Origin of the sequence: Thalassobellus citreus (assembly GCF_044385915.1) — a bacterium.
In the GTDB taxonomy this organism is placed as follows: domain Bacteria; phylum Bacteroidota; class Bacteroidia; order Flavobacteriales; family Flavobacteriaceae; genus Thalassobellus; species Thalassobellus citreus.
Window position 1 is genome coordinate 182,807 of the sequence record NZ_JBISCC010000129.1, and the last position, 24,107, is coordinate 206,913.

A 24,107-nucleotide genomic window follows, 5' to 3' on the forward strand; every position below is an offset into this window, starting at 1 on the left:
TTTGAATATGTTTTAAGGGTAATAGCTTAAAATCCTGTCTTAGTTTATAAAAGAAATCATTTTAAATGCTCATTGTGTATATTTAGCACACGAAATTGGTTTTTTTACAAACACACTTAATAAATGATTAAGAATTGGTTTAAAAATATAGGCCCAGGACCTTTGGTGGCAGCTGCTTTTATTGGTCCAGGAACGGTAACGGTTTGCACGCTTTCGGGTGTTTCTTTTGGTTTTGCGTTGTTGTGGGCTATGGTGTTGTCTATAGTAGCAACGGTAGTTTTGCAAGAAATGGCGGCGCGTTTGGGTGTTATTTCGCAAAAAGGTTTATCGGAAATTATAAGAAGTGAGGTTAAAAATCCTGTTTTAAAAACCTTAGCTATTGTATTAATATTATCGGCCATTGTTGTTGGTAATGCGGCTTACGAAGCAGGAAATATTAGCGGTGGTGTTTTGGGGTTAGAGACTATTGTTGGGAACCCTAATGTGACTATTGCAGGTGTTTCTATTAATGTTTTAAGCATTGTTATAGGTGTTGTTGCGTTTATTTTGCTTTATATTGGTAATTATAAAGTGTTAGAAAAAGTATTGGTAAGCCTCGTTATTTTAATGAGTGTTGCCTTTTTGGTAACGGCAATAATAACGCAACCAAGTCTTTCTAGTATTCTAAAAGGCGCGTTTATCCCTAAATTTCCAAAAGATAGTATCTTAACCGTTATAGGTTTAATAGGCACAACAGTGGTGCCTTATAATTTGTTTTTGCATGCCTCTTTAGTAAAAGAGAAGTGGCATGATAAGCGTGATTTAAAATACGCTAGAAAAGATACTGTAATTGCAATTGTTTTAGGTGGTTTGGTATCTATGTGTATCATTATTTCAGCAGCATCCATTCAAGCTCATGATATTAGCAATGCATCTGATTTAGCGAAAGGTTTAGAGCCTTTATTCGGTAGTTTTGCAAAGTACTTTTTAGCTATTGGTTTGTTTGCCGCAGGAATTACTAGTGCCATTACAGCGCCTTTGGCTGCGGCCTTTGTAGCTAGTGGTTGTTTAGGTTGGAGTACAAATATGCGTTCTAAAAAGTTTAGAATGGTTTGGATGCTTATTTTGTTTATTGGGGTTGTTTCGTCTTCATCTGGAATAAAATCTATCGAGATTATAAAGTTTGCTCAAATAACCAATGGTATTTTGTTGCCTATAATTGCAGGGTTTTTAATTTGGATTATGAATAAAGAATCTGTTTTAGGAAGCTATAAAAACAATATGAAACAAAACATTGTTGGTGTTTTAATACTAGGAATTAGTATATTACTCTCTGTAGCAACATTAAATAAAGTGTTTAGCTTAAATTTGTTTTAGTGAATAATTTTTCGATAGACATAAATGTTGATGTTGGCGAGGGCATGGGTAACGAACCTCAGTTATTGCCTTTGGTTTCGTCTTGTAATATTGCCTGTGGCGGTCATGCAGGAGATGCAGAAACCATGTATTCTGTGGTTAAATTAGCAAAACAGCACCGTGTTAAAATAGGCGCACATCCTTCGTTTCCAGATAGAGAAAACTTTGGTAGGGTAAAGATAGATATGTCTTGTGCTGCGTTGTTTGCTTCGTTAAAGGGGCAAATAGAAGATTTACAAAGTATTCTTAGGAATGAGCATATAACCTTGCATCATGTAAAACCGCATGGAGCGCTTTATAATTTGGCGGCTGAAGATAAAAAGGCTGCTTTAGTTATTATAGAGGTAATGAAAAGTTTTGTAGAACCTATAAAATTATATGTGCCTTTTCAATCGGTAATTGCCAAATTAGCGATTGAAAATAACATTCCCATTGTTTATGAAGCTTTTGCAGATAGAAATTATAATGCCGATTTATCTTTGGTTTCAAGAACAAAAAAAGAAGCTTTAATACATGATACCGATGTGATGTTTAATCATGTTTATGGTATGATTTTAAATGAAAATGTTACTGCTGTAACGGGTAAAAATGTTTCAATAAAAGCCGAAACATTTTGTATTCATGGTGATAATTTTAATGCTGTAGCATTGCTTAAAAAGTTGCGAATTAATTTAGAAAAACAAGGTGTTGAAATTAGATAAATCAGTGGCTTTTAATCTTTCATATAAACCGTTTGGAGAACGCTCAATTTTAATAGAATGGCCAGCACTTATTGATGAAACTATTCTACAAGATATTATTCGGTTTAAAGATTGTATTAATAGTTTTTGTGTTGAATCTATTGTTGAGGTAAAAACTGCATACAACTCGTTGTTAATTATTTATAGTGGTGTTTGTAGGAATTTTGAAAACGAGGTAGATTTGCTGAAAAACATATATAAATCTCGTGATTTAGAACATGACATAGTGTCAAAATCGTGGGTAATCCCTGTGTGCTATGATCCTGTTTTTGGGGTAGATTTAGATGCTATTGCTGTTGAAAAGAAGCTTTCAAAAGATGCTATAATTAAGCGTCATTCTGAGGCTGTTTATACCGTATTTTTTATTGGTTTTTTACCTGGGTTTTTATATTTAGGAGGTTTAGATGAATCGCTTCATATGCCTCGAAAATCGACACCAAGATTACAAATTGAAAAAGGTGCAATTGCTATTGGTGGACAGCAAACGGGTGTGTATCCAAATGCGAGTCCTGGTGGTTGGAATATTATTGGAAACACCCCTGTTGAATTTTTTAATCCGAAATTAGAATCACCTTGTTTTGCTAAAGCTGGTGATAAGATTATTTTTAAATCGGTTTCGTTAAAAACATATAACGATATTAAAATATTAGTTGAAGCAGGTGTTTATCAATTAGAAAATGAACGCATCGATGGTTAAGGTTTTAAAAGCAGGATTTTATTCTAGCATTCAAGATTTGGGTCGTTTTGGGTATCAAGAATATGGTGTGCCGTATTCTGGAGTTATGGATGTGCTTTCGGCATCTATGACTAATAGTTTACTTGACAATGATGTTAATTCAGCTGTTATTGAAATTACTATGACGGGGCCAACACTTCAGTTTTTTAAAGCAACGACTATTTGTATTTCGGGAGCCGATATATCTCCGCAACTAAATAAATTATCTATAAAGCTTAATAAAGCAATATCAGTTAAAAGTGGCGATGTATTGTCGTTTGGTAAGTTAAATAGCGGATTTAGGTCTTATTTGGCTATTTCGGGAGGTTTCAAGACCGAAAAAGTAATGCAGAGTCAAAGTATGTATAAAGGCATTACAGATCGGTTTATGCTGTCTAAAGATGACGAATTAGATTTTGAAGAAAAAATAGTGTTAGCTAATGCTGCAAATGCCGCAATAAAAGTAAGCGCTTCACATTTTGATTCTAATATTATTGAAGTTTTTAAAGGTCCCGAATTTGATTTGCTTTCTCAAGAGCAGCAAAAAGAATTGTTTTCTAAAGCTTATAGTATTTCAAAAAATAATAATAGAATGGCATATCAATTAGAAGCTGTTCTAGAAAACGATTTAAAACCAATAATTACATCTCCCGTATTACCAGGAACCGTACAATTAACACCTTCGGGAAAATTGATTGTTTTAATGCGAGATTGCCAAACTACAGGTGGTTATCCTAGAGTACTTCAATTAAAAGAATCGGCAATTAATGTGTTGTCTCAAAAATATACAGGACAATCTGTTTTGTTTGAGTTGGTTTGATTTAGAAATACTTTATGCGATTTCTCACATGCGTTCGAAATGACTCAGGAATTTGAAATATTATGCTAATTCTAAAGCAATTTCAATCATGTCTTTAAAGGTGGTTTCTCTTTCTTTACTTGTGGTTCTTTCTCCTGTTACTAAAGAATCAGAAATTGTTAATATACTTAAAGCGTTTACATGATGTTTAGCAGCGACAGTATATAAACCAGCGGTTTCCATTTCAACACAAAGCACTCCGAATTTTGACCATTTTTTGTACGATTCAAAATCATCTGCATAAAATTCATCCGAAGTAAAAATATTACCAGCTTTTATTGGAATATTTTTTGTTTTTGCTGCATCAACAGCTTTTTGGAAGAGTTCAAAATTTGCAGTAGGCGCATAATCGGCACCTCCAAAACGAAGTTCATTAACGCCAGAATTTGAAGATGCTGCCATAGCTAAAACAATGTCTCTAATTTCAATATGTTTTTGATAAGAACCTGCGCTACCAACACGAATTAAATTTTTTACACCGTATTCAGTTATAAGCTCATGTGCATAAATTGAAATACTTGGTACACCCATACCGGTTCCCATTACAGAAACAGGTTTGCCTTTATAAGTGCCAGTATAACCATACATACCTCTTACTTTATTGAAACAAACAGGGTTTTCAAAAAAAGTTTCAGCAATCCATTTTGCTCTTAACGGATCTCCAGGTAATAAGATGGTTTCTGCTACATCTCCTTTTTTAGCTTCTATATGTACGCTCATAATTAATATTCTTTTTCTAAAGATTTATTTCCTGAAACAATAGCAATTCCAGAAGACGTACCAATGCGGTCTACGCCTAAGTTAATATATTCTAGTGCTGTTTTTAAATCTTTCACACCACCTGAAGCTTTTATTTTTGCTTCATTTTTAGCAATATGTTTCATAAGTTTTACATCATGAATGGTTGCGCCACCAGTACCAAAACCCGTAGAAGTTTTTATAAAATCGGCTCCACTTTGTATTGCTAATTCACTAGCTTTTATAATTTCAAGTTCTTCAAGATAACAGGTTTCTAAAATAACTTTTAAAGTATGATGTCTCATGCTATTTTTAACCGCTTCAATATCTTTCCAAACGGCATCAAAATCTTTGCTTTTTAACAGGCCAACGTTTATTACCATATCTATTTCATCAGCACCATCTAATATGGCTTGTTTTGCTTCAGCAACTTTGGCTTGTGTACTCATGGCTCCTAACGGAAAACCAATAACACTACATACTTTTATATTGGTGTCTTTTAATAATTGTTTAGCAAAAGCTACATAACAGCTGTTGATACATACAGAATAAAATTGATATTCTTTGGCTTCGTTACAAAGTTGTTCGATATCATTTTTTGTAGCAATAGCCTTTAGTAAGGTGTGGTCTATGTATTTGTTTATAAGCTTCATTTTGATAAAAAATTATGGATAAATATAAGGTTATTTTCTGTTTGAAATATGACTTTTGTTAGCTTTTGTATGTTATTTAAAAAATAGTTTTGCTTAATACTAATTTAACTATAAAAGAATGAAAAAAATTATTTTTACAGCTTTAACGCTGTGTTTAGCGTTTACTTCGGTTAATGCACAAGAAGATGTTTCAGCAAATGAAACAAATTTTAGTAAATGGCAAGTACGTTTAAGAGGTCTTGCAATTGTACCTAACGAATCAGCAACTATTGAAGCTATTGGAGGCGATGTTCAAATTTCTAATGCTTATATTCCAGAATTAGATTTTACTTATTTCTTTACAAAGAATATTGCAGCAGAATTAATTTTAGGAACATCAAATCATGATGTTAAAGCTGTTTCTACAGCTGTAGGAGATATTCCATTAGGAGATGTTTGGTTGTTACCACCAACATTAACATTGCAATATCATCTTGATGGCGAAGTGGTTCGTCCGTATATTGGAGCAGGTGTAAATTATACCTTATTTTACGGTGCAGATGAAGGACCTGTAGCAGATGCTGTAGACTACGATAGTAGTTTAGGTTTTGATGTGCAATTAGGTTTTGATATTTTTATAAATGATAAGTGGTTTATTAATTTAGATGCAAAGTATTTATGGTTAAATACAACAGCTACTGTTAATGCTTCTACAGCTTTAGGAGCAACGGTTGATGCCGATGTAGATATTAATCCTTTTATAGCTGGTATTGGATTTGGAATGAAGTTTTAATTAGCGGAAACTTTTTTTTTAATAAAAGGCTGGGGAAATCAATTGATTTACTCAGCCTTTTTTTGATTTATTAAATTTTCTTTTAATGTTTTAGTTTAGCAGCTAATGCCATTTCATTCTTTTTTTGAGCTTCTAAATACTTTTTGTATAGTTGGGTGCTTTTAGTAATTTTAATTTTGGTTAAATCTTTTATAGGTGTTGTAGATCCAATGATATCAGCTCCAGATTCAATGAATTTTAAAGCTGTTTCTAAGTCGTTAATACTACCATAAGCTTTTATTTTACAATTATTTTCAATGGTTTTCTTAATAATTTTCACAGCAGTTAAAGTAGCTCCGTTTTTAGAATACCCAGTAGATGTGCTTATGTAGTCAGCTTTAGCATCTAAAGAAATTTCACAAGCTTTAATGATTTCATTTTTACTTAATTCTGAAATTTCTATAATGACTTTTAAAGGAATTCTTCCAATGGCTAATTTTACATCACTAATATCTTTTAATACAGATACATAGTTTTTGCTTTTAAGAAAACCAAGGTTTATTACCATTTCAATTTCGCTAGCTCCATTTTCTATGGCTTTTTTTGCTTCGAAAACTTTTGATGTTGTAGACATGGCTCCTAATGGAAAACCAATAACCGCAGATACATTAATATCTGTTTTTTCTAAAAGTTGTTTTGAAAGTGAAACATAAGAGCTATTAACGCAAACAGAATAAAAGTTGTTTTTAATGGCTTGATTGCATAAATTAATAATTTCTCGTTCAGTTGTGGTTGGTTTTAATAGGGAGAACTCTATGTACTTAGATATGTCCATATTTTTAAGTAGGTTTTTAAGGACTTATTTGCTATTAATAAGTTTAATTTATAAATTTTTTATTGCATGTAGTTTTGGGGACTTACATTGTAGCTAATTTATAAATTTATATTTTTTGGGTTGTATAAAACTTAAAATATTAGACGAACGGTATCATTGTTTATCGATAAACTGTATTTTAAGAAGCCTAATGTGTTAGTTTTATTACTAATATAAGTTGTTGTATGGTTGTCTTTTTTTTTAATAAAAAAAAGCAACAATCACCTCATTACAAGATTCATGTTGCTTTTCACTAACCAACCAACTAATAGACTATTTATAACGCAATTTGTTACAAATAATGTCTACTAAATTTTATAAAGCTTCTGTAACTAAGTCACTTTGATTTCTAAAAACGAGTTTATCATCAAAGGCATCTAATAGAATAATACTATCTGTTGTTACTTTGCCAACAAGAATTTCTTTGCTTAAGGCGTTTAAGACTTCTTTTTGTATCACACGTTTTACAGGGCGTGCGCCGTATTCTGGATTATAACCTTTATCTGCTAAATAGGTAATAGCATCTGGTGTGGCATCAAATGTAATGCCTTGTTCTCCAATCATTTTAGTGATGCCTTTTAGTTGTAAACCAACAATAGCTGTTATGTTTTCTTTGTTTAAAGGTGTAAACATAATAGTATCATCTATACGGTTTAAAAACTCAGGTCTTACACTTTGTTTTAATAAGCCTAATACGTCAACTTTTGCAACTTCAATGGCTGAATCTATATCTTTAGTGGCTTCAAAACGTTCTTGAATAATGCTACTTCCTATGTTAGAAGTCATGATGATGATGGTGTTTTTAAAGTCGGCAATACGCCCTTTGTTATCTGTTAAATGACCTTCGTCTAATACTTGTAATAGAATGTTAAACGTATCAGGATGTGCTTTTTCAATTTCATCTAAAAGAACAACAGAATAAGGTTTACGTCTCACTGCTTCTGTTAGTTGTCCGCCTTCATCATAGCCTACATATCCTGGAGGTGCTCCTACTAATCGACTTACAGCATGACGTTCTTGATATTCGCTCATATCAATACGTGTCATGGCGCTTTCATCATCAAATAAATACTCTGCTAAAGCTTTTGCAAGTTCGGTTTTTCCAACTCCAGTAGTTCCTAAAAACAAGAAGGTTCCTATAGGTTTTTGCGGATTTTGTAAACCTGCACGACTTCTTCTTACAGCATCACTAACAGCTTCAATAGCTTCTTCTTGACCTACCACACGTTTGTGTAATTGATCTTCAAGTTTTAAAAGTTTTTCGCGTTCACTTTGAATCATTTTAGTCACAGGAATACCTGTCCATTTTGCAACAACTTCAGCTATATCATCATAAGTAACTTCCTCCTTTATTAAACTATCACTATTAGCTTGTTGATTAGAAAGTGTTGTTTGATAGGCTTCAAGGGCTTCTTGAGCTTCTTTTATTTTTCCATAACGTAATTCGGCAACTTTACCGTAATCACCTTCACGTTCGGCTTTTTCTGCTTCTAACTTGAGGTTTTCAATATCTTGTTTTGTGTTTTGAATATTTTCAACAACTTCTTTTTCAGATTTCCATTTAGCATTAAGCGCATTTCTGGTTTCTTTGATATTGGCTAAATCTGAACGAAGCGATTTTAATTTCGTTTCATCTTTTTCACGTTTAATAGCTTCAATTTCAATTTCTAACTGCATGATTTTTCTATCCAGTACATCTAATTCTTCTGGTTTAGAATTTATTTCCATGCGTAGTTTAGAAGCAGCTTCGTCCATTAAGTCAATAGCCTTATCTGGTAAAAAACGGTTTGTAATGTATCGAGTCGATAATTCTACCGCACCAATAATAGCTTCGTCTTTAATACGAACTTTATGATGGGTTTCGTATTTTTCTTTAATACCACGAAGTATAGAAATGGCGCTTTCGGTATCTGGTTCATCTACCATTACTTTTTGAAAACGACGTTCTAAAGCTTTGTCTTTTTCAAAATATTTTTGGTATTCATCTAAAGTGGTTGCTCCAATAGCACGTAATTCGCCACGGGCTAAAGCGGGTTTTAAAATATTGGCAGCATCCATGGCTCCTTGTCCGCCACCAGCACCAACAAGCGTGTGTATTTCATCAATAAACAGCACAATATCTCCTTCGCTATCGGTAACTTCTTTAATCACGGCTTTTAGGCGTTCTTCAAATTCTCCTTTGTATTTTGCCCCAGCAATAAGCGCTCCCATATCGAGTGCAAAAATTTGCTTTTCTTTTAAATTTTCAGGTATGTCGCCATCTACAATTCTGTGCGCTAAACCTTCTGCAATAGCAGTTTTACCAGTGCCAGGTTCTCCAACAAGAATGGGATTGTTTTTGGTTCTACGCGATAATATTTGCAGTATTCTACGAATTTCTTCATCGCGACCAATAACAGGGTCGAGTTTACCATCTTTAGCTAACTGATTTAAGTTTTTAGCATATTTGTTAAGCGAATTATATGTTTCTTCTTGACTTTGAGAGGTTACATTTTCACCTTTACGTAATTCGTCAATAGCAGCTTTAAGTGTTTTTTCGGTGATGCTTTGATCTTTTAACATCTGAGCTATTTTGCTTTTTGATTTAAAAACTGCTAGTATTAAATGTTCGATAGACACATAGTCGTCTTTCATTTTTTTTGCAATGATAGCCGCTTCATTAAGTGTTTTTCCTGCTTCACGAGATAGCATAAGTTCGCTGCCAGAAACTTTAGAGAAGCTTTCTAGTTGTTTGTCTAGCGCTTGTTTAAGAATGGCAATGTTTACATTCAGTTTTTTAAGAATGAATGGGAGTACGTTTTCATCAACTTCAAAGATACCTTTAAAAATATGTTCGTTTTCTATTTGTTGATGACCAAAACCTTGAGCAATTTGCTGTGCTTGCTGTATGGCTTCTTGCGATTTTATGGTATAATTATTTAAGTTCATTTGTATATTTATTTTTTCTTTCCCTAGTAGGAGGGAATCTAGTTATTATTAATTTATTTTTACAAAATCTATAAGTCAATAACCTTACCAATGGTTTTTGAGAGACAAAACGTCAGTTAAAGTCTTGTTTTTAATGACTTTATGTCGGTTTGTAAGCTTTAAAAAGTGTTTCGACTTATTATAACATAACAGTGGTGCGTTAGGGATTGCCGTGAAAAGCCCACAGCGAGGTACGAGCGAGGACTTGTAACAGAAAGCCCGACCTGTTCCTGAACTTAATTCAGGATAAAGGTAACGCCATAAAAAAATAAAGAAGTAAACATGGGATTAATAAATAAAATATTTGGAGGAACTGCCGAAAAGAAAGAAGAAAAGGTATTGCCTTGGATAGCTTTAAATACGCTACATCAATTAGATGATATTAAAGAAAAATCGAGTACTAAAACTCAGGTTCTTTTTAAACATTCTACACGATGCGGAATTAGTAGAATGGTGATGAGCCAGTTTGTTGAAGCTTATAATTTAACAGAGAACGACTTAGATTTATACTACTTAGATTTATTGAATTACAGAGAGGTTTCTAATGAAATTGCTGCTAAATTTCAAGTAATGCATGAGTCGCCTCAATTATTAATTATAAAAAATGGTGTTGTAGTTACGCATGCTTCACATGGTAGTATTAACGAGATTGATTTAAGCAAATTTGTTTCTTAGGGTAAAAATAATTTCGAATATTTTAGATAAATAACTTCTGAAGATGGAGTAAAGGTGATTAAGCGTTATTAATAAAAGAAAAATTAAATATATATGCATCAAATATTAAATAGAACTTATGTAGTGATAATCTGTTTGTTTTCTATGCACTATTCATTTAGTCAAAATCCAGATTTTAAGAACTTAGAGGTTGTTTTTGTAAAAAAAGTAGATGCGTATTCAAAGGGAGTTATAAGTAATAATAGTATGTTGCCAACAGGTAATACGAATCCGTATACAGAACTTAAATTTAAAATAAGGAATACAGGAAAATCAACCATTATTTTAAATCTGAATGAAATATACGCGCTAGACCGTTTTAAGAATCGATATCCTATTGAGTTTTCTACGCCATTATCAAAAACAAAAATTAAACTAAAAGCTTTTAAAACTTTAAAAAAGACTTTTAAGTTTGATATACCACATAATCAAGAACCTGTTATGTTATTAGTTGAGGATAGAATTTTTCAAATGTATTTGTAAGGTGTTTTACTACAGGTGAAATCATATAAAATGCTTAGGTTTTGTTTAAGAATGATATGCGATGTCTCAATCGTACCTCATTTCGACATGACAAATAACATATATTTAATATTTACGAGTCATTTCGACGCAAGGAGAAATCACATAAAGAGAACCATTAAGTAATGTATTTAAAAGCAAAAACTCCCAAAATAATTTGGGAGTTTTTGTTTTTTATAGCGCATAGGAATTAATAATATTCTTAAGCTGAAGTTTTAAATCTTCACCTGTGTCGTAAATCATTTGTTCTTCCGAAGGAAAAGGAACAGCACGTCTTTCTAAAAAGTGCAATAAGCTATTATCTAAAGCACGACGATCGCCTCTAGAAGTTGCATAAATATGTTCAAAAACAAACTCGCTACTAATTGGGAAAGCATCAATTAACTGATTAGTTTTTGTATTTACATATTCTACATTACCTGTAATTTGTGTAGATTTAAACTGTTTGGATTCGTAATATCTGCATCTCACAGTTTTCATTTTATCTACTTTAATACTGTTGCCAAGACTGTCTTTAACTTCTTTACCATCTTTTCCAACTAAATATTGCCATCCATCAACAATTTGTTTCTCTTTTATAATTTCACGCTCTTTAATTTGTTCTGGTGAAATATTAATGCCTCTTAAATTAACACGCATGTAATAATCATAATCAATTTTATCTACAGGAGTACCGTGATATACCCACCAAAAATTATTAAGTCCGTAGTTACTAAAATTCAATAAATCATCTTCTAGTCTTTCCGGAATTATTTTTCGGGTATCATTAATCATATCAACCAAAACAAAATCGGTCCCTTTATTATGAGCAACATCCATAAGTTGACGCACATCTTTATAGTTTGGGTTTATGTTTTCAATTTCCTTTAATTCATCATAAGCCATTCTGAAATCTAATTTTTTATTAGAATTTAAAAGGGCAGTAGCATTTACATAAATATGCTCTGAAGCATTGTTTTTATAGTCTATAATTTGATTGTCATAATTTTTTAAATTGAAATCAATATTTTTTCCATTTACATATAAAGGTAATAATGGTTTAATGCGTTCTTGTCTATTACTTAAACCAACAAACTTGTCGTAAATACGTATATAATTTTCAGGGTTATTATCTTTTTTTAGAAAATTTATGTCATTTAAATCGCGTTCACTAGCTTTATTAAAAGCCTCTTGAAGCATGATAATAAAATCTGCTTTTCCTTTTTTGTTTTTATTAGTTCGTAATTTACTAATGGCATCAGTAATAGCTTGGTCGTAATTACCGTAGCTAAGCGATTTTTCAATTTGTTTGCTCGTGCTACAAGCAATTATTGAAATGGCTATTATTGTAGAAAGTAATAATTTTTTCATCTGTTAGGGTTTTTATTGTTTTTTAACTGTCAGATGTCATTCGCCTTTAAGTATTTTGATGGGTATCAAAGATTATAGAGGCTCATTTCATAGGTCAAATATTTGGTTATTGGTCTACTATTCCAAAAGTGGTGCCAAAATATAAAATCCATAGGTATGGGAGAAGTAAATCTAATTAAATGATTAGTTAAAATCTATTAGAAAGGATTAAAATCTTACTTTTTTAGTTTAAAAAGAAACGGGTTTTATGTTAATTTAAAGAATGTTTAATCGAGAAGCATCTTTTCATTAAAACCACAGATAATAGTGTCATTATCAATAATGAATTAAAGTAGATTGTCGTTATTCATTTTAATAATGAAAAAGCCTAAAAAATAGAATTCTTTCAAACGTTAACAAAATCGTTGAAAACTTAGAGGTAAATAAATCTTTTTTAACGAATTTGAATAATCTATTTGTTATTTTTGCCGAATATTTAACTAGAACAATATTTTATATGCAACGCGACGAACAAATTTTTGAACTTATACAAGCTGAAAAAGAGCGCCAATTACATGGAATTGAATTGATTGCTTCAGAGAATTTTGTAAGCGAACAAGTTATGGAAGCTGCCGGATCGGTACTTACAAACAAATACGCCGAAGGTTACCCAGGTAAACGTTATTATGGTGGATGCGAAGTGGTAGATGAAGTAGAGCAAATTGCTATAGATAGAGCAAAAGCATTGTTTGGAGCTGCTTATGTAAATGTACAACCACACTCTGGAAGTCAAGCAAACACAGCTGTGTATCACGCTTGTTTAAAGCCTGGTGATAAAATATTAGGATTCGATTTGTCTCACGGTGGGCATTTAACACACGGATCGCCAGTAAACTTTTCTGGTAAACTTTACAATCCTGTATTTTACGGCGTAGAGCAGGAAACAGGTGTTTTAAATTATGATAAAATACAAGAGATAGCAACTAAAGAGCAACCAAAATTAATAATTGCTGGTGCTTCTGCTTATTCTCGTGATATCGATTTTGAACGTTTCAGAATTATTGCAGATAGCGTTGGTGCTATTTTAATGGCCGATATATCGCATCCAGCAGGATTAATTGCAAAAGGTATTTTAAACGATCCGCTTCCACATTGTCATATTGTTACAACAACAACTCACAAGACTTTAAGAGGTCCTAGAGGTGGTATGATTATGATGGGGAAAGATTTTGAAAACCCTTTCGGAATTACACTTAAAAACGGAAACTTACGTAAAATGTCATCTTTATTAGATTCTGCAGTTTTCCCAGGAAATCAAGGAGGACCATTAGAACATATTATTGCAGCTAAAGCGATTGCTTTTGGTGAAGCATTAACCGATGATTTTTTACATTACCAATTACAAGTAAAAGAAAACGCATCAGCCTTAGCTAAAGCATTAGTTGCTAAAGATTATAACATTATTTCTGGAGGAACCGATAACCACTGTATGTTAATCGATTTACGTAATAAAAATGTATCTGGTAAAGATGCAGAACAAGCTTTAGTAAAAGCCGATATTACTGTAAACAAAAACATGGTGCCTTTTGATGATAAATCACCATTTGTAACTTCTGGAATAAGAATTGGTGCTGCAGCCATTACAACAAGAGGTTTAAAAGAAACTGATATGGCAGAGATAGTTAATTTAATTGATGAGGTTATTAATAACTTTGAAGATGAAGCTGTTTTAGAAGCTGTTAAAACAAAAGTAAATGCAATGATGGCAGGAAAACCATTGTTTGTATAAACTAAAATAAACTATATATTAAATTGAAAATCCCGCTTTATTAAGTGGGATTTTTTGTTTTTGGGCGTTACCTTTATCCTGAATTAAGTTCAGGACCAGGTCAGGCTTTATTCGTGGATTAATATTTTTAATTAAAAGAACTCATGAATATAAATATTTACGCTACTCAATCTTTTTGCGAAAAAGCAAAAAGGATTTCAAACAGACCGCTCAATCCCTAACGCGAGAATGTTGACATGTTTAAGCAACTAATTTAGTAAATAGAAATTTCCCAAGTAGGATAGAACCATCCATTAATTTTATACTTTGTTACCTGCTTTTGTTTAACCTATCTTAACAGAAGTCATAGATAAAGATCCGCCTACATATTGATCATTAAATAAAGAAACATTTTCTTTATCTTCTTTTACACCAAGCGTGTAAAGTAATGGCAAATAATGTTCTGCAGTTGGAATAGATAATTTAAATGAATTACCTTGTTTTGTAAAGTCAATTATCGGTTGGTGATTGCTTTCAAATATACATTTTTTTACTTTTTCGTTCATTTCAATTGCCCAGTCATAGCCATAATTTTCATTCATTTTATTCCAAGCTATTTCACCTAAATTATGAACAATATTGCCGCTTCCTACAATTAAAATCCCTTTATCTCTTAGTTGGTGTAATTGTTGGGCTAATTCATAATGATAACTGGCACCTTTTGTATAATCAATACTTAATTGAATAACAGGAACATCTGCATTAGGAAATAAATGTTTTACTACAGTCCAAGCGCCGTGGTCTAAACCCCATTTTTCATCTAAACCAATAGTGTCTTTAGGTTGAATTAAATTTGATATCTCTTTTGCTAATATTGGGTGACCAGGAGCAGGATATTGCTGTTCGTATAACTCCTTTGGAAAACCACCGAAATCATGTATTGTTCTTGGGTTTTGCATTGCAGTAACAAAAGTTCCTTTGGTTTCCCAGTGGGCAGAAATTACTACTATAGCTTTTGGTTTACTTAATTGTAACCCTTGTGCTTTCATTTCCTTTACAAATTCATTATCTTCAATGGCATTCATAGGAGAACCGTGTCCTATGAAGAAAGCAGGCATTTTTTGAGAGTTAGGAAGACTGTCTGTAAACTTCTCTAACGACTTTAGTGATGTTATCATAGGGATTGATATTGCACTTAAACTGGCTATTTTTATAAAATCTTTTCTATTCACTATATTTTTGATAAATAATACTCAAGCTTTAGTAGCTTTTTTTGTTAGTATATTTTTGTGTTTGTTAATACAAATTTAATACATTTGCTATAAAAAGTATAGTTAATTATATAAATATATTGCTATACTTTAGGATAGTAATATATTTATGAATGATAAAGCAGAACATAAAAAGTGTCCGAAAAAATACGTTTTGGCAGTTAATGATACCTTAAATGTAATTAGTGGAAAATGGAAACTTCCAATCATTGCTTCTTTACTATATGGAAAGAAAAGATATAAAGATATTCAGGAGAATATAGATAGAATTACTCCTAGAATGTTGTCTAAAGAATTAAAAGACTTGGAGTTAAATGGAGTTGTAAAACGTACAGTGTTTGATTCTACACCTGTACGAATTGAATATACTTTAACTGATTCTGGTAAAAAAATTATTAGTGTTTTAGATGCAATGGTTGACTGGGGAATAGAACACAGAGATTTAGTTTTCTTTAATGCAGGTAACGACGTTGATTTTAAATCGTTTTAATACTGAAATAAATTCAGCATAAATATTTTATATCATACGTTAAACGAAGTTAGCTAAAATTTCTGACAAAATCAAGTTAAGAAAAGCGAAATAAGCTTTCCTATATTTAAAAAAGTAATAGATGTTAACTTTAATTTGTGGAGACAACTTTGATGATTTGAGATAAGTTTAGGTTGAATAAAAAAATCCCACGTTATGTGGGATTTTTTTTGCTTTGGGTATTAGCACAAGGCGAGGGCTTTCTGTTACTCAATCTATAATGTGAGTTTAGAGGTTAGTATGTTCTATAAGCCGTTATAATTTTATATGTATTGTTGTGTGCTTGCTATTTTTTTGGTCTTATGACTCTTATAGGGTCTTTAGGTTGAGGTAACAATATTACCTCCTGTGTTTTTAATAATTCTAAGGCCACTTCAACTGCTTTTTCTAATTGAGGATCATGACCCTCAATCACTAATTTAGCATCTTGTTCTACCATAATATCAGGGGAGATACCAATATTCTCGACATCCCATTTCCCTTTTGTATTATAGAAACCGCCTCGAGGTGATGTGATGTGTCCATTATCAATGAGGTTTGGGACATCCCATATTCCAACAAGACCTCCCCAAGTTTTTGTACCAACTAACGGACCAATTTTTCGCATTTTAAACATATAAGGTAGCATATCTCCACCTGACCCGGCCATTTCATTAATAATCATAACTTTTGGTCCAAAAATGCCAGCGTTGGGAGCGGTGAAGGGCTGTTTATTTCCAGTAGGGTTATTGAAATAACCAAGAAGTTCTCTTGAAAGTAAGTCTGTGATGTAATCGGCAATGGACCCTCCATGATTAAAACGTTCATCAATTATAGCTCCCTTTTTATTTTTTTGGGCGAAATAATAACGATTGAAATTATTGTAGCCATCTTGGGCTGTATTTGGTAACCAAACATAGGCTAGTTTACCATTTGAAAGCGCATTAACTTTTCTTCTGTTATTTTCCACCCAATCTTGTTGACGTAGATTGTATTCACTTCTAACAGGAACGACCGTATATTCTTTTGCATTTTTTAAAACAGGTGTGCTATTTGTAGAAATTGTAATCTGTTTATTTGCAGTTTGAGCAAAATAAGAATACAGATTGGTCGTTGTACTAAGCGGAACACCATTAACAGCTAACAGGTAATCGCCAGGTTTAATATTAATTCCAGGACCACTTAATGGGGCGCTTACAGTAGAATTCCAATTTTCACCATTGTAAATTTTTTTGATACGATATTTACCATTTTCAATTATAAAATCGGCTCCTAGTAATCCAGTAGTTACTTTATTAACTTCAGGATAATCTCCACCACCTACAAACGAATGGCCAATAGAGGTTTCTCCACTAAAAATGTCAAGCACATAATTAAGATCAGACCTATGTTTTACATGATCTATCCAAGGAGAATATGTTTTATATGCCCAATCCATATCCAAACCGTGAACATTTTCTACATAAAAATAATCACGCTGGTATCTCCATGCTTCTCTAAATATTTGGTGCCATTCTAGAATCGGATCAACTTTTATTTTAAGCTCTGCAATTGCTAAACTTTCTTTTTCAGGATTAGGCTTTTCGGTTACCTTAGAAATTACAAATTGGTTGTTTTTGGTTTTATATAGATATTTCTCGCCTTCTGCAGCTATTTCAAATCCAGAGATACCATCTACTACTTTTTCAGATTTTCTTTTTTCTATCGTAAATCGATGTAAAGAAAGTCCTTTTTCTCCTGGTACTTGTTCGGAATAAAGTATCACACCTTCCTTAGCAGCTTCTAATTGAACATAGGATTTTTCTGGAATTGGCAAGGCTATTATGCGTTGTTGTAATTCTTCGAAATCAATTTTTACAGGTTTTATTTTATTTTCAACTTCTTTTTCTTCAGCTTCATTATTTTTACTCTTTCCAGATTTTTTTTTATCGGTTTCTGATGCTTTATCTTTTTCTACCTCTTCATCATCACTTTCTGGAGCTAGGGGAGAAACTGTTTCTTTTGATAAGACTGCCATATATATAGAACTCGTAACAGGATGATCAAAAGAAGACATGTCAAGCCAGCCTACATTCATACCATAATCGATACTTGCCGTAAAATAAATATACTTACCACTTTTATCCCAAGCTGGCATTTTGCAATTTGCCATTTCATCTGTTATTTGAAAAGACTTTTTTTGATCTAATGAATATATAAATATGGATGAATATTCATTACTTAATCTTTTTGTATAGGTAAGCCATTTAGAGTCAGGGGACCATTCGCCATAAATGACATGTTCAGGATGAGCAAATCCTTCTGTATCAATTTCTGTGAATTCACCAGTACTTATCTCAACAATCCATAAGGTTCTGTTTTCATTATAAAAACTTAAGTATTTGGAGTCAGGAGACCAAGAAGGTTTATAATAGAATGTTGGATTCTTGATTGGAATTATTTTTTTCTCTTTTCCAAATTGATCTGCAATGATTAATTGATATTCTCCGCTTTCATCAGAAAACCAACTTATGTTTTTACCATCAGGAGACCAAGCAACAGCTCTATCTGCGACACCCTGACTATTAGAAATATTTCTTGAGCTTCCTTTTTTTGCAGGAACTGTAAAAATATCACCTCTTCCTGATAAGGCTATGCGTTTCCCATTTGGTGAAATAGCGGAAGATTCAATATACGTTTCAATTTTACTCCAATGAGGTCGAGTCCATGGAAAATCTCCAGTTACGTTAATTGTAAGTTTAACAGGCTTATCTGAATCGCTAGCCAAGGTGTATAAATAACCTCCATTTTCGAAAATAAGAGTAGTATCGTCGCCTTCCAGATTCTTACAATCAAATTCTTTAAAGAAGGTTACCTGTTTTACTGCTTTTGTTTGGGTATTATATGCCCATATATTCATTGCAAAATCTCGATCAGAAAGAAAATAAATTAGGTCTCCCATCCACACAGGGTCTATATCTTTGCTATTCTCCCATGGTAATTTCTGTGTTACAAAGGTTTTTAAATTAAAGATTCGTAGGGGATTATTTTGTCCTCCTCTGTAATTTCTAAACTCAGTTTCCCAAGGGGAGATTTGTTCATATACAAACTGCAATCCATCGGGTGAGAATTTGCCATTAGCCGCTCTTGGTAAATCAAAAGGCATTGGGTTATTACCTTCAACAGAAACTTCCCATAACTGATCTAAATCAGCATAAGGTGCGTTTTTGCGACCAGAAGTGAAAATAATTTTTGTTCCATCATTAGACCATCCCGTTACCAAGTCAGCTCCAGGATGCTGTGTCAACCTTTTAGGGGTGCCACCATTAACAGATACTACGTATACGTCTATATTTCCGTCATATTCACCAGTAAAAGCAATTGATTGGCCATTTGGAGAGAAATGCGGATTGAGTTCTACTCCATTAAAGGCTGTGATTCTTTTAACACCAGAACCATCTTTATTTGCTACCCAAATATCTCCTGCATAAATGAATGAAATTTTATTATGACTTATTGAAGGGCTTCTTAATAATCGCGATTCCTGACCAAATACTTGTGGAGCTGTCATTAAGATGGAGAAGTAAAGGAGTGTAGAAAAATTAATTAATTTTTTCATGATAATGATGTTTTTTAATTGATAATAATATGAAAGTATTTTAGATAAGGAGTTAAACGAAGTTATCGTTTTTTTCTGATAAAATAAAGTTGTAAAAAGTTAAATATTTTTTTTGATATTTATAATGTTGATAGGTGCTTTTACTGCTTTTTTAGCTAATGTATAGAAAACTTCTGAATCATATCAATACTTAATATCACGATAACCAGAAATAAGTTTTTAGGTTAACGAAAAAAATCCCACATTAAGTGAGATTTTAGTTTTTGAATGTTTCAACAAGAGTTTTGTTGTTCTTTATTGCATAGCATTATTTACAGGTTGACTATCAACAAACTGTTCGAAACTTATAATTTTTCCATCTTTCAATTTCCAAACATGTGCTACTCTTGCTTCAAAATAGTTATTGGTTGCTTTATAAGTGCCTGAATATGTGCCATAGGCAACTACTTTATCTTCATTAGCAATATAATCTTCTGGTGTAAATTTGTAATCAATCCATTCACTACCTAAACGGCTAAATACATTTTTAGTAACACTTTCTAAACCTATATAAGTTCCTGCATACGGAAAGCCTTTAGCTTCTGTCCATACAATATCTTCAGCCACATGTTTTGCTAAATTTTTGCCGTTTTCTTCCGAAGTTTTTCCTTCGTAAGTACTTTTTATAATGTCTAGGTTTGTCATTGTTGTATTCTTAAATGAACAACTTGACAATAGTATTAATATTGTCAAGTTGGAGATGATGTGTTTTACCATTTCATTTCACCAGTATTTACTTTTGCCCCTAATTGTAAGGCAATTTCAAAAGTAAGTTCTGGGTATGCTGTTTTTATAGTTTTAATCAATGCTTCCGAAGTTTTGTTCGTTTTTAAAGCTTCTTCATAAAACTGAATGTAATTTTTAGTATGTTTTACTGTTGCTAAATCTAAAGCTGATTTAGAGTTAGCATGTGCAGGTATAACAATTTCTGGTTGTAACGATTCTATTTTATTTAGAACAGAAATCCATTGATTACGTACATCTGTTGTTTGTGCATCGGCCATCCATAAGTTAAAGCTAGTTCCAAATACATTAATACCACCTATAACAGCTTTAATTGAAGGAATCGAAACAAATGTTCTTGATGGAAATTCCTCTAAACCTATAATTTCTAATTTTTCACCTTCTAAATCGATACTGTTACCTTTTAAAACTTGTGGTAAAATAACATTAGATGTAATGTTGCTACCTAATCTTTCGCCCCAAACATCAAGTTTTTTCTGAGCTGTAGCTTTTATATGTTCAATAGTTGCTGGTGATGCATATACTATAACTTCTGGAAAGTGTTTTTTGAAAACTTCTAAACCAAAGTAAAAGTCTGGATCGCCATGAGATACATAAATAGTGCTTAATTTTTTACCAGATTGTTTAATTTCTTGAGTCACAGCTTCGGCATCTGCTAAAGTAAATTGCGCGTCAATTAATATCGCATCTGTTTTTCCAGATACTATTACTGATGCTACACCAAAACTGTTTTCAGAGGCATTGTAAACTTGAACTTTTAAGTTATTTGCTTCTATAGTTTTGAAGCTTTGAGCTTGTGTTTCCATATTTAATAATGTTAAGATTGTTACTAATATCGTTAAATTAATTCGTTTCATGTTTATTTGTTTCTATTTAATGATACAAAGTTGCGAATAGCTTTGTTTTAAAACATTGAACTTGTTCAATAAATAGAATTTAAATAGGTGTAAGGCTTATTTTATTATTTGATTAATGGTTTCTACAATTTTTGAAAATGGTGCATAACCTTGTTCAACTATAAATAGTTCACCATCTTTTTCTAGTAATAATGTAGGGTAAGAGCTTGCGTATTTTGTAGCTTTTGTAAAAGATTCTTGCGTTTGCTTTTTTAATTCTTCGGAAGAAAAGGTTTTTACAAACACTGTTGCATCGATACTTAAAGTTTCACAAATAGAAACATATGTTTGCACGTTATTTAAATCTTTACCGAACATATATCTTGCTTTTTGAACTTCTAGAGCAAAAGGAATAGCTTTTTGTGGCGCTATGTTTTTTACACTAACTATAGCTCTTGAGGGGATTTCACTATCAAGAATAATGGTTTCGTTTTTCAGGAATTCGAAATAAGCTTCTCCAAACGGAGTTCCTGTGTATTGTTCAATTTGTTTGTCGCCTTTCTCGAAAAAGGACACCATATTTTTATCTTGTCTCTTAGCTTGATTCCCTGTCCACATACCTGCAGGAAGTATTTCAAATTCAATTTTGCTCTCAAATTCAGAATAGAGCTTTTTGGTATTAATAGAGTTTCCATAACACCATCCGCATAAGGGATCCATCACATAAATTAATTTCATAGTCTTTAAGTTTTGACTTTCAATATTACTTATGGAAAACCAACAAAGTAATATCAATAAGTAATGTTTCATTTTACTTCTTTTTTATTCGTGTTTTATGGTACAAAGGTGTGCTAATTGTATCTTAAAAACATTGAAGAAGTTCAATAAATGTAATTTCGTTATTTTCCGAGTGCTATTTTTTTACGGATTTTACTAACAAATTCGTGACTGATGCCAAGATAGGCAGCTATTTGTATATTGGTAAGTCTTTGGGCTAGTTTTGGATATTTTTCAATGAAATCAATATATCTTTGATCGGAGGTTTTGCTCAAATTATTAATCAACTTTCGTTGTAATGCAACGTAGGTTTTTTGAGTCATTATCCTGAATAACTTTTCTATAAAAGGTAAGTACGTATAAGCATACTCTTTATCTTTTTTAGAGATAAAAAGCACCTCACTGTCTTCAAGAGCTTGTATTGTAAATTTAGAGGGTACTGTATTTGTAAAGCTATCAATATCTGTTATCCACCAGTTTTCAGAAGCAAAATAAAGAATTTGTTCATTGCCATTTTTATCAATATGTGCCACTTTAAAAAGGCCTTTTGTTACAAATGCTTCAAATTTACATACGTCGCCTTCTTTTAATAAAAAATGTTTCTTTTTTACTGTTTTGTGTTGAAACAAGTTACAAAATGCTTCAATATCCTTCTCGTTATGATTTATATGTTTAGCTATATGTTTTTTGAGAAGTTCTGTCATACCATAAAACATTTAATCTTCCTCTGGAAATGTAATATGTTGGTAAGCGCCTAAATCTGGAGCCGTTGTCCTGTTTACGTTTAAAATATCAACGGGTACTTGTGTAGCAAAAGAAGCGTTCCCTTTGTTTATAGCAGCCGATTCGTCACCAATCATTAATTTGTTTAGCGATGTATCAAGGAAATTAGGATCTTCATTAAAAATGTTTCCTTCAAATTTTGATGCATCATTTAAATCGTAATTAGGACCTGTGAAATTATTGTTTTCATCTTTAAAACGGATAAGACAATTGGTAAACTTAAAGTTGAAAACCACATTGTCATCTTCAAGCTCGTCCACTAATATTTCAGGATTATCGTTTCCGTAAATAATGCAGTTGTTAAAATTAGCTTCTGTTAAATCTGCTAATGTGGCATTGTTTTCTTCATCTAAAATAAAATTATTTAGTAATACAGAAGGGAATTGTCTAAAGCCATTATCCCAATAATTAACTAATGTACTGTGGGTGAAATTATATTTACCACCTAGAGTTCCAGCAAGCGATACTTGTCCGCTATTGTTAATAACCACGTTGTCTCCCTTAATAGATGTGTTTCTACCTAAAATACCATAACTACTTGAATTATATATTTGGGAGTTTGTAATGGTTAGTTTGTTATTAACTTCATTTGGGTTACCATCACATAAAATTCCCGCAATAGCATTTTTAATAGTGGCATAATTTATAGTATTATTTATACTGCCATCAAAAAACCAAATGGTGCCCCATTGTCCAGGAACATCTGAATAATCAGGTTCTAAACGGTCGCCTTCAAAAATAACTTCGTTTTCTAATAATTCTGGATCGGTACTTAAACTACCATTTACATGAAGTGAAGCGCCTTCATTAACAATTAAACCAGAGTTTTCATGAAAATGGATACGTGCACCAGCTTCAATGGTTAATGTTTCGTCATTTGGTACTGCAGCAAAACCATAAATAACATAAGGTTTTTCGTTTGTAAAGGTTAGTTCGTTTGGTAATAATTCGCGTCCGTTTATATCGGTTTCTAATACTTCGCCACCAACATTAAGCGTTAACTTGTCTATAACTTTAGTCGTGTAATCTCTATTCGGGTAAATAAAAACAGCATCTTGAATAAGTGTTACCAATTCTACTTTTTGAAGGTTTGTATTGGTGTCAAATTCAATTTGATCTGTGTTTAAAAAGGTACCATCTGGATTTGAAAAATTACTATTATTTACGGTAGTTTCAATAAAAATATACAGACTGTCTTTTGCTAAAATTGGAATGTCTTGAAAGGTTTTGCCTGCTAATCCATCAACGTTTAATCTGTAATTAGAAGCTTCGCCTGTGCTTAGTTTTATAGAAGGAATAAGAATGTCGTTATTACTTCTATTATATACTTTTAAGTTATAAGTACTAGAGCTTGTTTTATTAAATACAGTATCTAAATAAACGGTGTCTTTTGAAAACTCTAAACTTCCTGTACTTGGTGTAAAATCAAAATCTTTACGACAAGAACTCCAAAGCATTAAAAAACCGATGGTAAAAACTAAATATATAAGGCGCTTCATTAATGAATAGTTGTATTGTTTGTATGA

Annotated in this window: 21 protein-coding genes; 9 read left to right on the top strand and 12 right to left on the bottom strand. The window is 32.1% G+C overall.

Going from position 1 to position 24,107, the window contains the following annotated elements:
• Positions 1-123: 123 nt before the first annotated feature.
• From ACH5TX_RS16855 to ACH5TX_RS16870, 4 genes are read left to right on the top strand one after another with little or no spacing between them, the layout of a single operon-like run.
• Positions 124-1,356, top strand: coding sequence for an Nramp family divalent metal transporter (locus tag ACH5TX_RS16855; protein ID WP_439340660.1), 1,233 nt, complete (start codon positions 124-126; stop codon positions 1,354-1,356).
• Entirely contained in the window at positions 1,356-2,096 is a 741-nt protein-coding gene (gene pxpA / locus ACH5TX_RS16860) for a 5-oxoprolinase subunit PxpA (protein ID WP_439340661.1), read from the top strand. Before ACH5TX_RS16855 ends, pxpA begins: the two co-directional genes overlap by 1 nt.
• Positions 2,083-2,832: a 5-oxoprolinase subunit PxpB gene (pxpB, locus tag ACH5TX_RS16865; protein ID WP_439340662.1), complete on the top strand. Its 750-nt coding sequence runs from the start codon at positions 2,083-2,085 to the stop codon at positions 2,830-2,832. Before pxpA ends, pxpB begins: the two co-directional genes overlap by 14 nt.
• Entirely contained in the window at positions 2,813-3,670 is an 858-nt protein-coding gene (locus tag ACH5TX_RS16870; protein WP_439340663.1) for a 5-oxoprolinase subunit C family protein, read from the top strand. Before pxpB ends, ACH5TX_RS16870 begins: the two co-directional genes overlap by 20 nt.
• Before the next feature lie 60 nt (positions 3,671-3,730).
• Here ACH5TX_RS16870 and deoD read toward each other — a convergent pair whose 3' ends face one another.
• Together deoD and deoC (ACH5TX_RS16880) are read right to left on the bottom strand one after the other, a co-directional pair.
• Positions 3,731-4,429: a purine-nucleoside phosphorylase gene (deoD, locus tag ACH5TX_RS16875; RefSeq protein WP_439340664.1), complete on the bottom strand. Its 699-nt coding sequence runs from the start codon at positions 4,427-4,429 to the stop codon at positions 3,731-3,733.
• 2 nt (positions 4,430-4,431) lie between these two features.
• Complete coding sequence (gene deoC / locus ACH5TX_RS16880) at positions 4,432-5,100, bottom strand: deoxyribose-phosphate aldolase (protein ID WP_439340665.1); 669 nt, start codon at positions 5,098-5,100, stop codon at positions 4,432-4,434.
• Between the two features lie 118 nt (positions 5,101-5,218).
• On the opposite strand from deoC (ACH5TX_RS16880), the gene ACH5TX_RS16885 reads away from it, so the two are divergent.
• Positions 5,219-5,872 carry an OmpW/AlkL family protein gene (locus ACH5TX_RS16885; protein WP_439340666.1) on the top strand — a complete coding sequence of 218 codons (654 nt, stop codon included), beginning with the start codon at positions 5,219-5,221 and terminating at the stop codon, positions 5,870-5,872.
• Between the two features lie 82 nt (positions 5,873-5,954).
• On the opposite strand, the gene deoC (ACH5TX_RS16890) is transcribed toward ACH5TX_RS16885, so the two are convergent.
• Together deoC (ACH5TX_RS16890) and clpB are read right to left on the bottom strand one after the other, a co-directional pair.
• The gene (gene deoC / locus ACH5TX_RS16890; RefSeq protein WP_439340667.1) at positions 5,955-6,686 is read right to left on the bottom strand and encodes a deoxyribose-phosphate aldolase; all 732 of its coding nucleotides are present in this window, start codon (positions 6,684-6,686) and stop codon (positions 5,955-5,957) included.
• A gap of 354 nt (positions 6,687-7,040) precedes the next feature.
• Positions 7,041-9,653, bottom strand: a complete 2,613-nt coding sequence (gene clpB, locus ACH5TX_RS16895) for an ATP-dependent chaperone ClpB (protein WP_439340668.1) — start codon at positions 9,651-9,653, stop codon at positions 7,041-7,043.
• 321 nt (positions 9,654-9,974) lie between these two features.
• On the opposite strand from clpB, the gene ytxJ reads away from it, so the two are divergent.
• Both ytxJ and ACH5TX_RS16905 read left to right on the top strand, forming a co-directional pair.
• Positions 9,975-10,367 carry a bacillithiol system redox-active protein YtxJ gene (gene ytxJ, locus ACH5TX_RS16900; protein ID WP_439340669.1) on the top strand — a complete coding sequence of 131 codons (393 nt, stop codon included), beginning with the start codon at positions 9,975-9,977 and terminating at the stop codon, positions 10,365-10,367.
• A gap of 93 nt (positions 10,368-10,460) precedes the next feature.
• On the top strand, positions 10,461-10,889 hold the full coding sequence (locus ACH5TX_RS16905; protein ID WP_439340670.1) for a hypothetical protein: 429 nt from the start codon (positions 10,461-10,463) through the stop codon (positions 10,887-10,889).
• 213 nt (positions 10,890-11,102) lie between these two features.
• Here ACH5TX_RS16905 and ACH5TX_RS16910 read toward each other — a convergent pair whose 3' ends face one another.
• Positions 11,103-12,278 (bottom strand): hypothetical protein, encoded by a 1,176-nt coding sequence (locus ACH5TX_RS16910; protein ID WP_439340671.1) that lies wholly within the window; start codon positions 12,276-12,278, stop codon positions 11,103-11,105.
• A gap of 496 nt (positions 12,279-12,774) precedes the next feature.
• Here ACH5TX_RS16910 and glyA point away from each other — a divergent pair, with 496 nt between their 5' ends.
• Positions 12,775-14,046 carry a serine hydroxymethyltransferase gene (gene glyA, locus ACH5TX_RS16915; protein ID WP_439340672.1) on the top strand — a complete coding sequence of 424 codons (1,272 nt, stop codon included), beginning with the start codon at positions 12,775-12,777 and terminating at the stop codon, positions 14,044-14,046.
• Between the two features lie 323 nt (positions 14,047-14,369).
• On the opposite strand, the gene ygiD is transcribed toward glyA, so the two are convergent.
• On the bottom strand, positions 14,370-15,203 hold the full coding sequence (gene ygiD / locus ACH5TX_RS16920; protein WP_439340673.1) for a 4,5-DOPA-extradiol-dioxygenase: 834 nt from the start codon (positions 15,201-15,203) through the stop codon (positions 14,370-14,372).
• 202 nt (positions 15,204-15,405) lie between these two features.
• On the opposite strand from ygiD, the gene ACH5TX_RS16925 reads away from it, so the two are divergent.
• On the top strand, positions 15,406-15,786 hold the full coding sequence (locus ACH5TX_RS16925) for a winged helix-turn-helix transcriptional regulator (RefSeq protein WP_439340674.1): 381 nt from the start codon (positions 15,406-15,408) through the stop codon (positions 15,784-15,786).
• Between the two features lie 325 nt (positions 15,787-16,111).
• Here ACH5TX_RS16925 and ACH5TX_RS16930 read toward each other — a convergent pair whose 3' ends face one another.
• From ACH5TX_RS16930 to ACH5TX_RS16955, 6 genes are all read right to left on the bottom strand, one after another.
• Positions 16,112-19,402 carry a S41 family peptidase gene (locus ACH5TX_RS16930; protein ID WP_439340675.1) on the bottom strand — a complete coding sequence of 1,097 codons (3,291 nt, stop codon included), beginning with the start codon at positions 19,400-19,402 and terminating at the stop codon, positions 16,112-16,114.
• Between the two features lie 294 nt (positions 19,403-19,696).
• Positions 19,697-20,086: a nuclear transport factor 2 family protein gene (locus ACH5TX_RS16935; RefSeq protein WP_439340676.1), complete on the bottom strand. Its 390-nt coding sequence runs from the start codon at positions 20,084-20,086 to the stop codon at positions 19,697-19,699.
• Positions 20,087-20,151: 65 nt separating this feature from the next.
• A complete protein-coding gene (locus tag ACH5TX_RS16940; protein WP_439340677.1) occupies positions 20,152-21,042 on the bottom strand; it encodes an MBL fold metallo-hydrolase in 891 nt (296 codons plus the stop codon).
• A 96-nt stretch (positions 21,043-21,138) separates the two neighbouring features.
• Complete coding sequence (locus ACH5TX_RS16945; RefSeq protein WP_439340678.1) at positions 21,139-21,759, bottom strand: DsbA family protein; 621 nt, start codon at positions 21,757-21,759, stop codon at positions 21,139-21,141.
• Positions 21,760-21,920: 161 nt separating this feature from the next.
• Entirely contained in the window at positions 21,921-22,502 is a 582-nt protein-coding gene (locus ACH5TX_RS16950) for a Crp/Fnr family transcriptional regulator (RefSeq protein ID WP_439340679.1), read from the bottom strand.
• Between the two features lie 12 nt (positions 22,503-22,514).
• Positions 22,515-24,080, bottom strand: coding sequence for a hypothetical protein (locus tag ACH5TX_RS16955; RefSeq protein ID WP_439340680.1), 1,566 nt, complete (start codon positions 24,078-24,080; stop codon positions 22,515-22,517).
• Positions 24,081-24,107: the final 27 nt, after the last annotated feature.

Coding starts and splice junctions, on each gene's coding strand:
- ACH5TX_RS16935 (WP_439340676.1), bottom strand. CDS start 20,086: ATGACAAACCTAGACATTATAAAAAGTACTTACGAAGGAAAAACTTCG.
- ACH5TX_RS16885 (WP_439340666.1), top strand. CDS start 5,219: ATGAAAAAAATTATTTTTACAGCTTTAACGCTGTGTTTAGCGTTTACT.
- deoC (WP_439340667.1), bottom strand. CDS start 6,686: ATGGACATATCTAAGTACATAGAGTTCTCCCTATTAAAACCAACCACA.
- ACH5TX_RS16950 (WP_439340679.1), bottom strand. CDS start 22,502: ATGACAGAACTTCTCAAAAAACATATAGCTAAACATATAAATCATAAC.
- ACH5TX_RS16930 (WP_439340675.1), bottom strand. CDS start 19,402: ATGAAAAAATTAATTAATTTTTCTACACTCCTTTACTTCTCCATCTTA.
- ACH5TX_RS16870 (WP_439340663.1), top strand. CDS start 2,813: ATGAACGCATCGATGGTTAAGGTTTTAAAAGCAGGATTTTATTCTAGC.
- ygiD (WP_439340673.1), bottom strand. CDS start 15,203: ATGATAACATCACTAAAGTCGTTAGAGAAGTTTACAGACAGTCTTCCT.
- ACH5TX_RS16910 (WP_439340671.1), bottom strand. CDS start 12,278: ATGAAAAAATTATTACTTTCTACAATAATAGCCATTTCAATAATTGCT.
- ACH5TX_RS16905 (WP_439340670.1), top strand. CDS start 10,461: ATGCATCAAATATTAAATAGAACTTATGTAGTGATAATCTGTTTGTTT.
- ACH5TX_RS16945 (WP_439340678.1), bottom strand. CDS start 21,759: ATGAAATTAATTTATGTGATGGATCCCTTATGCGGATGGTGTTATGGA.
- deoC (WP_439340665.1), bottom strand. CDS start 5,100: ATGAAGCTTATAAACAAATACATAGACCACACCTTACTAAAGGCTATT.
- ACH5TX_RS16925 (WP_439340674.1), top strand. CDS start 15,406: ATGAATGATAAAGCAGAACATAAAAAGTGTCCGAAAAAATACGTTTTG.
- ACH5TX_RS16955 (WP_439340680.1), bottom strand. CDS start 24,080: ATGAAGCGCCTTATATATTTAGTTTTTACCATCGGTTTTTTAATGCTT.
- deoD (WP_439340664.1), bottom strand. CDS start 4,429: ATGAGCGTACATATAGAAGCTAAAAAAGGAGATGTAGCAGAAACCATC.
- ACH5TX_RS16855 (WP_439340660.1), top strand. CDS start 124: ATGATTAAGAATTGGTTTAAAAATATAGGCCCAGGACCTTTGGTGGCA.
- ACH5TX_RS16940 (WP_439340677.1), bottom strand. CDS start 21,042: ATGAAACGAATTAATTTAACGATATTAGTAACAATCTTAACATTATTA.
- clpB (WP_439340668.1), bottom strand. CDS start 9,653: ATGAACTTAAATAATTATACCATAAAATCGCAAGAAGCCATACAGCAA.
- ytxJ (WP_439340669.1), top strand. CDS start 9,975: ATGGGATTAATAAATAAAATATTTGGAGGAACTGCCGAAAAGAAAGAA.
- glyA (WP_439340672.1), top strand. CDS start 12,775: ATGCAACGCGACGAACAAATTTTTGAACTTATACAAGCTGAAAAAGAG.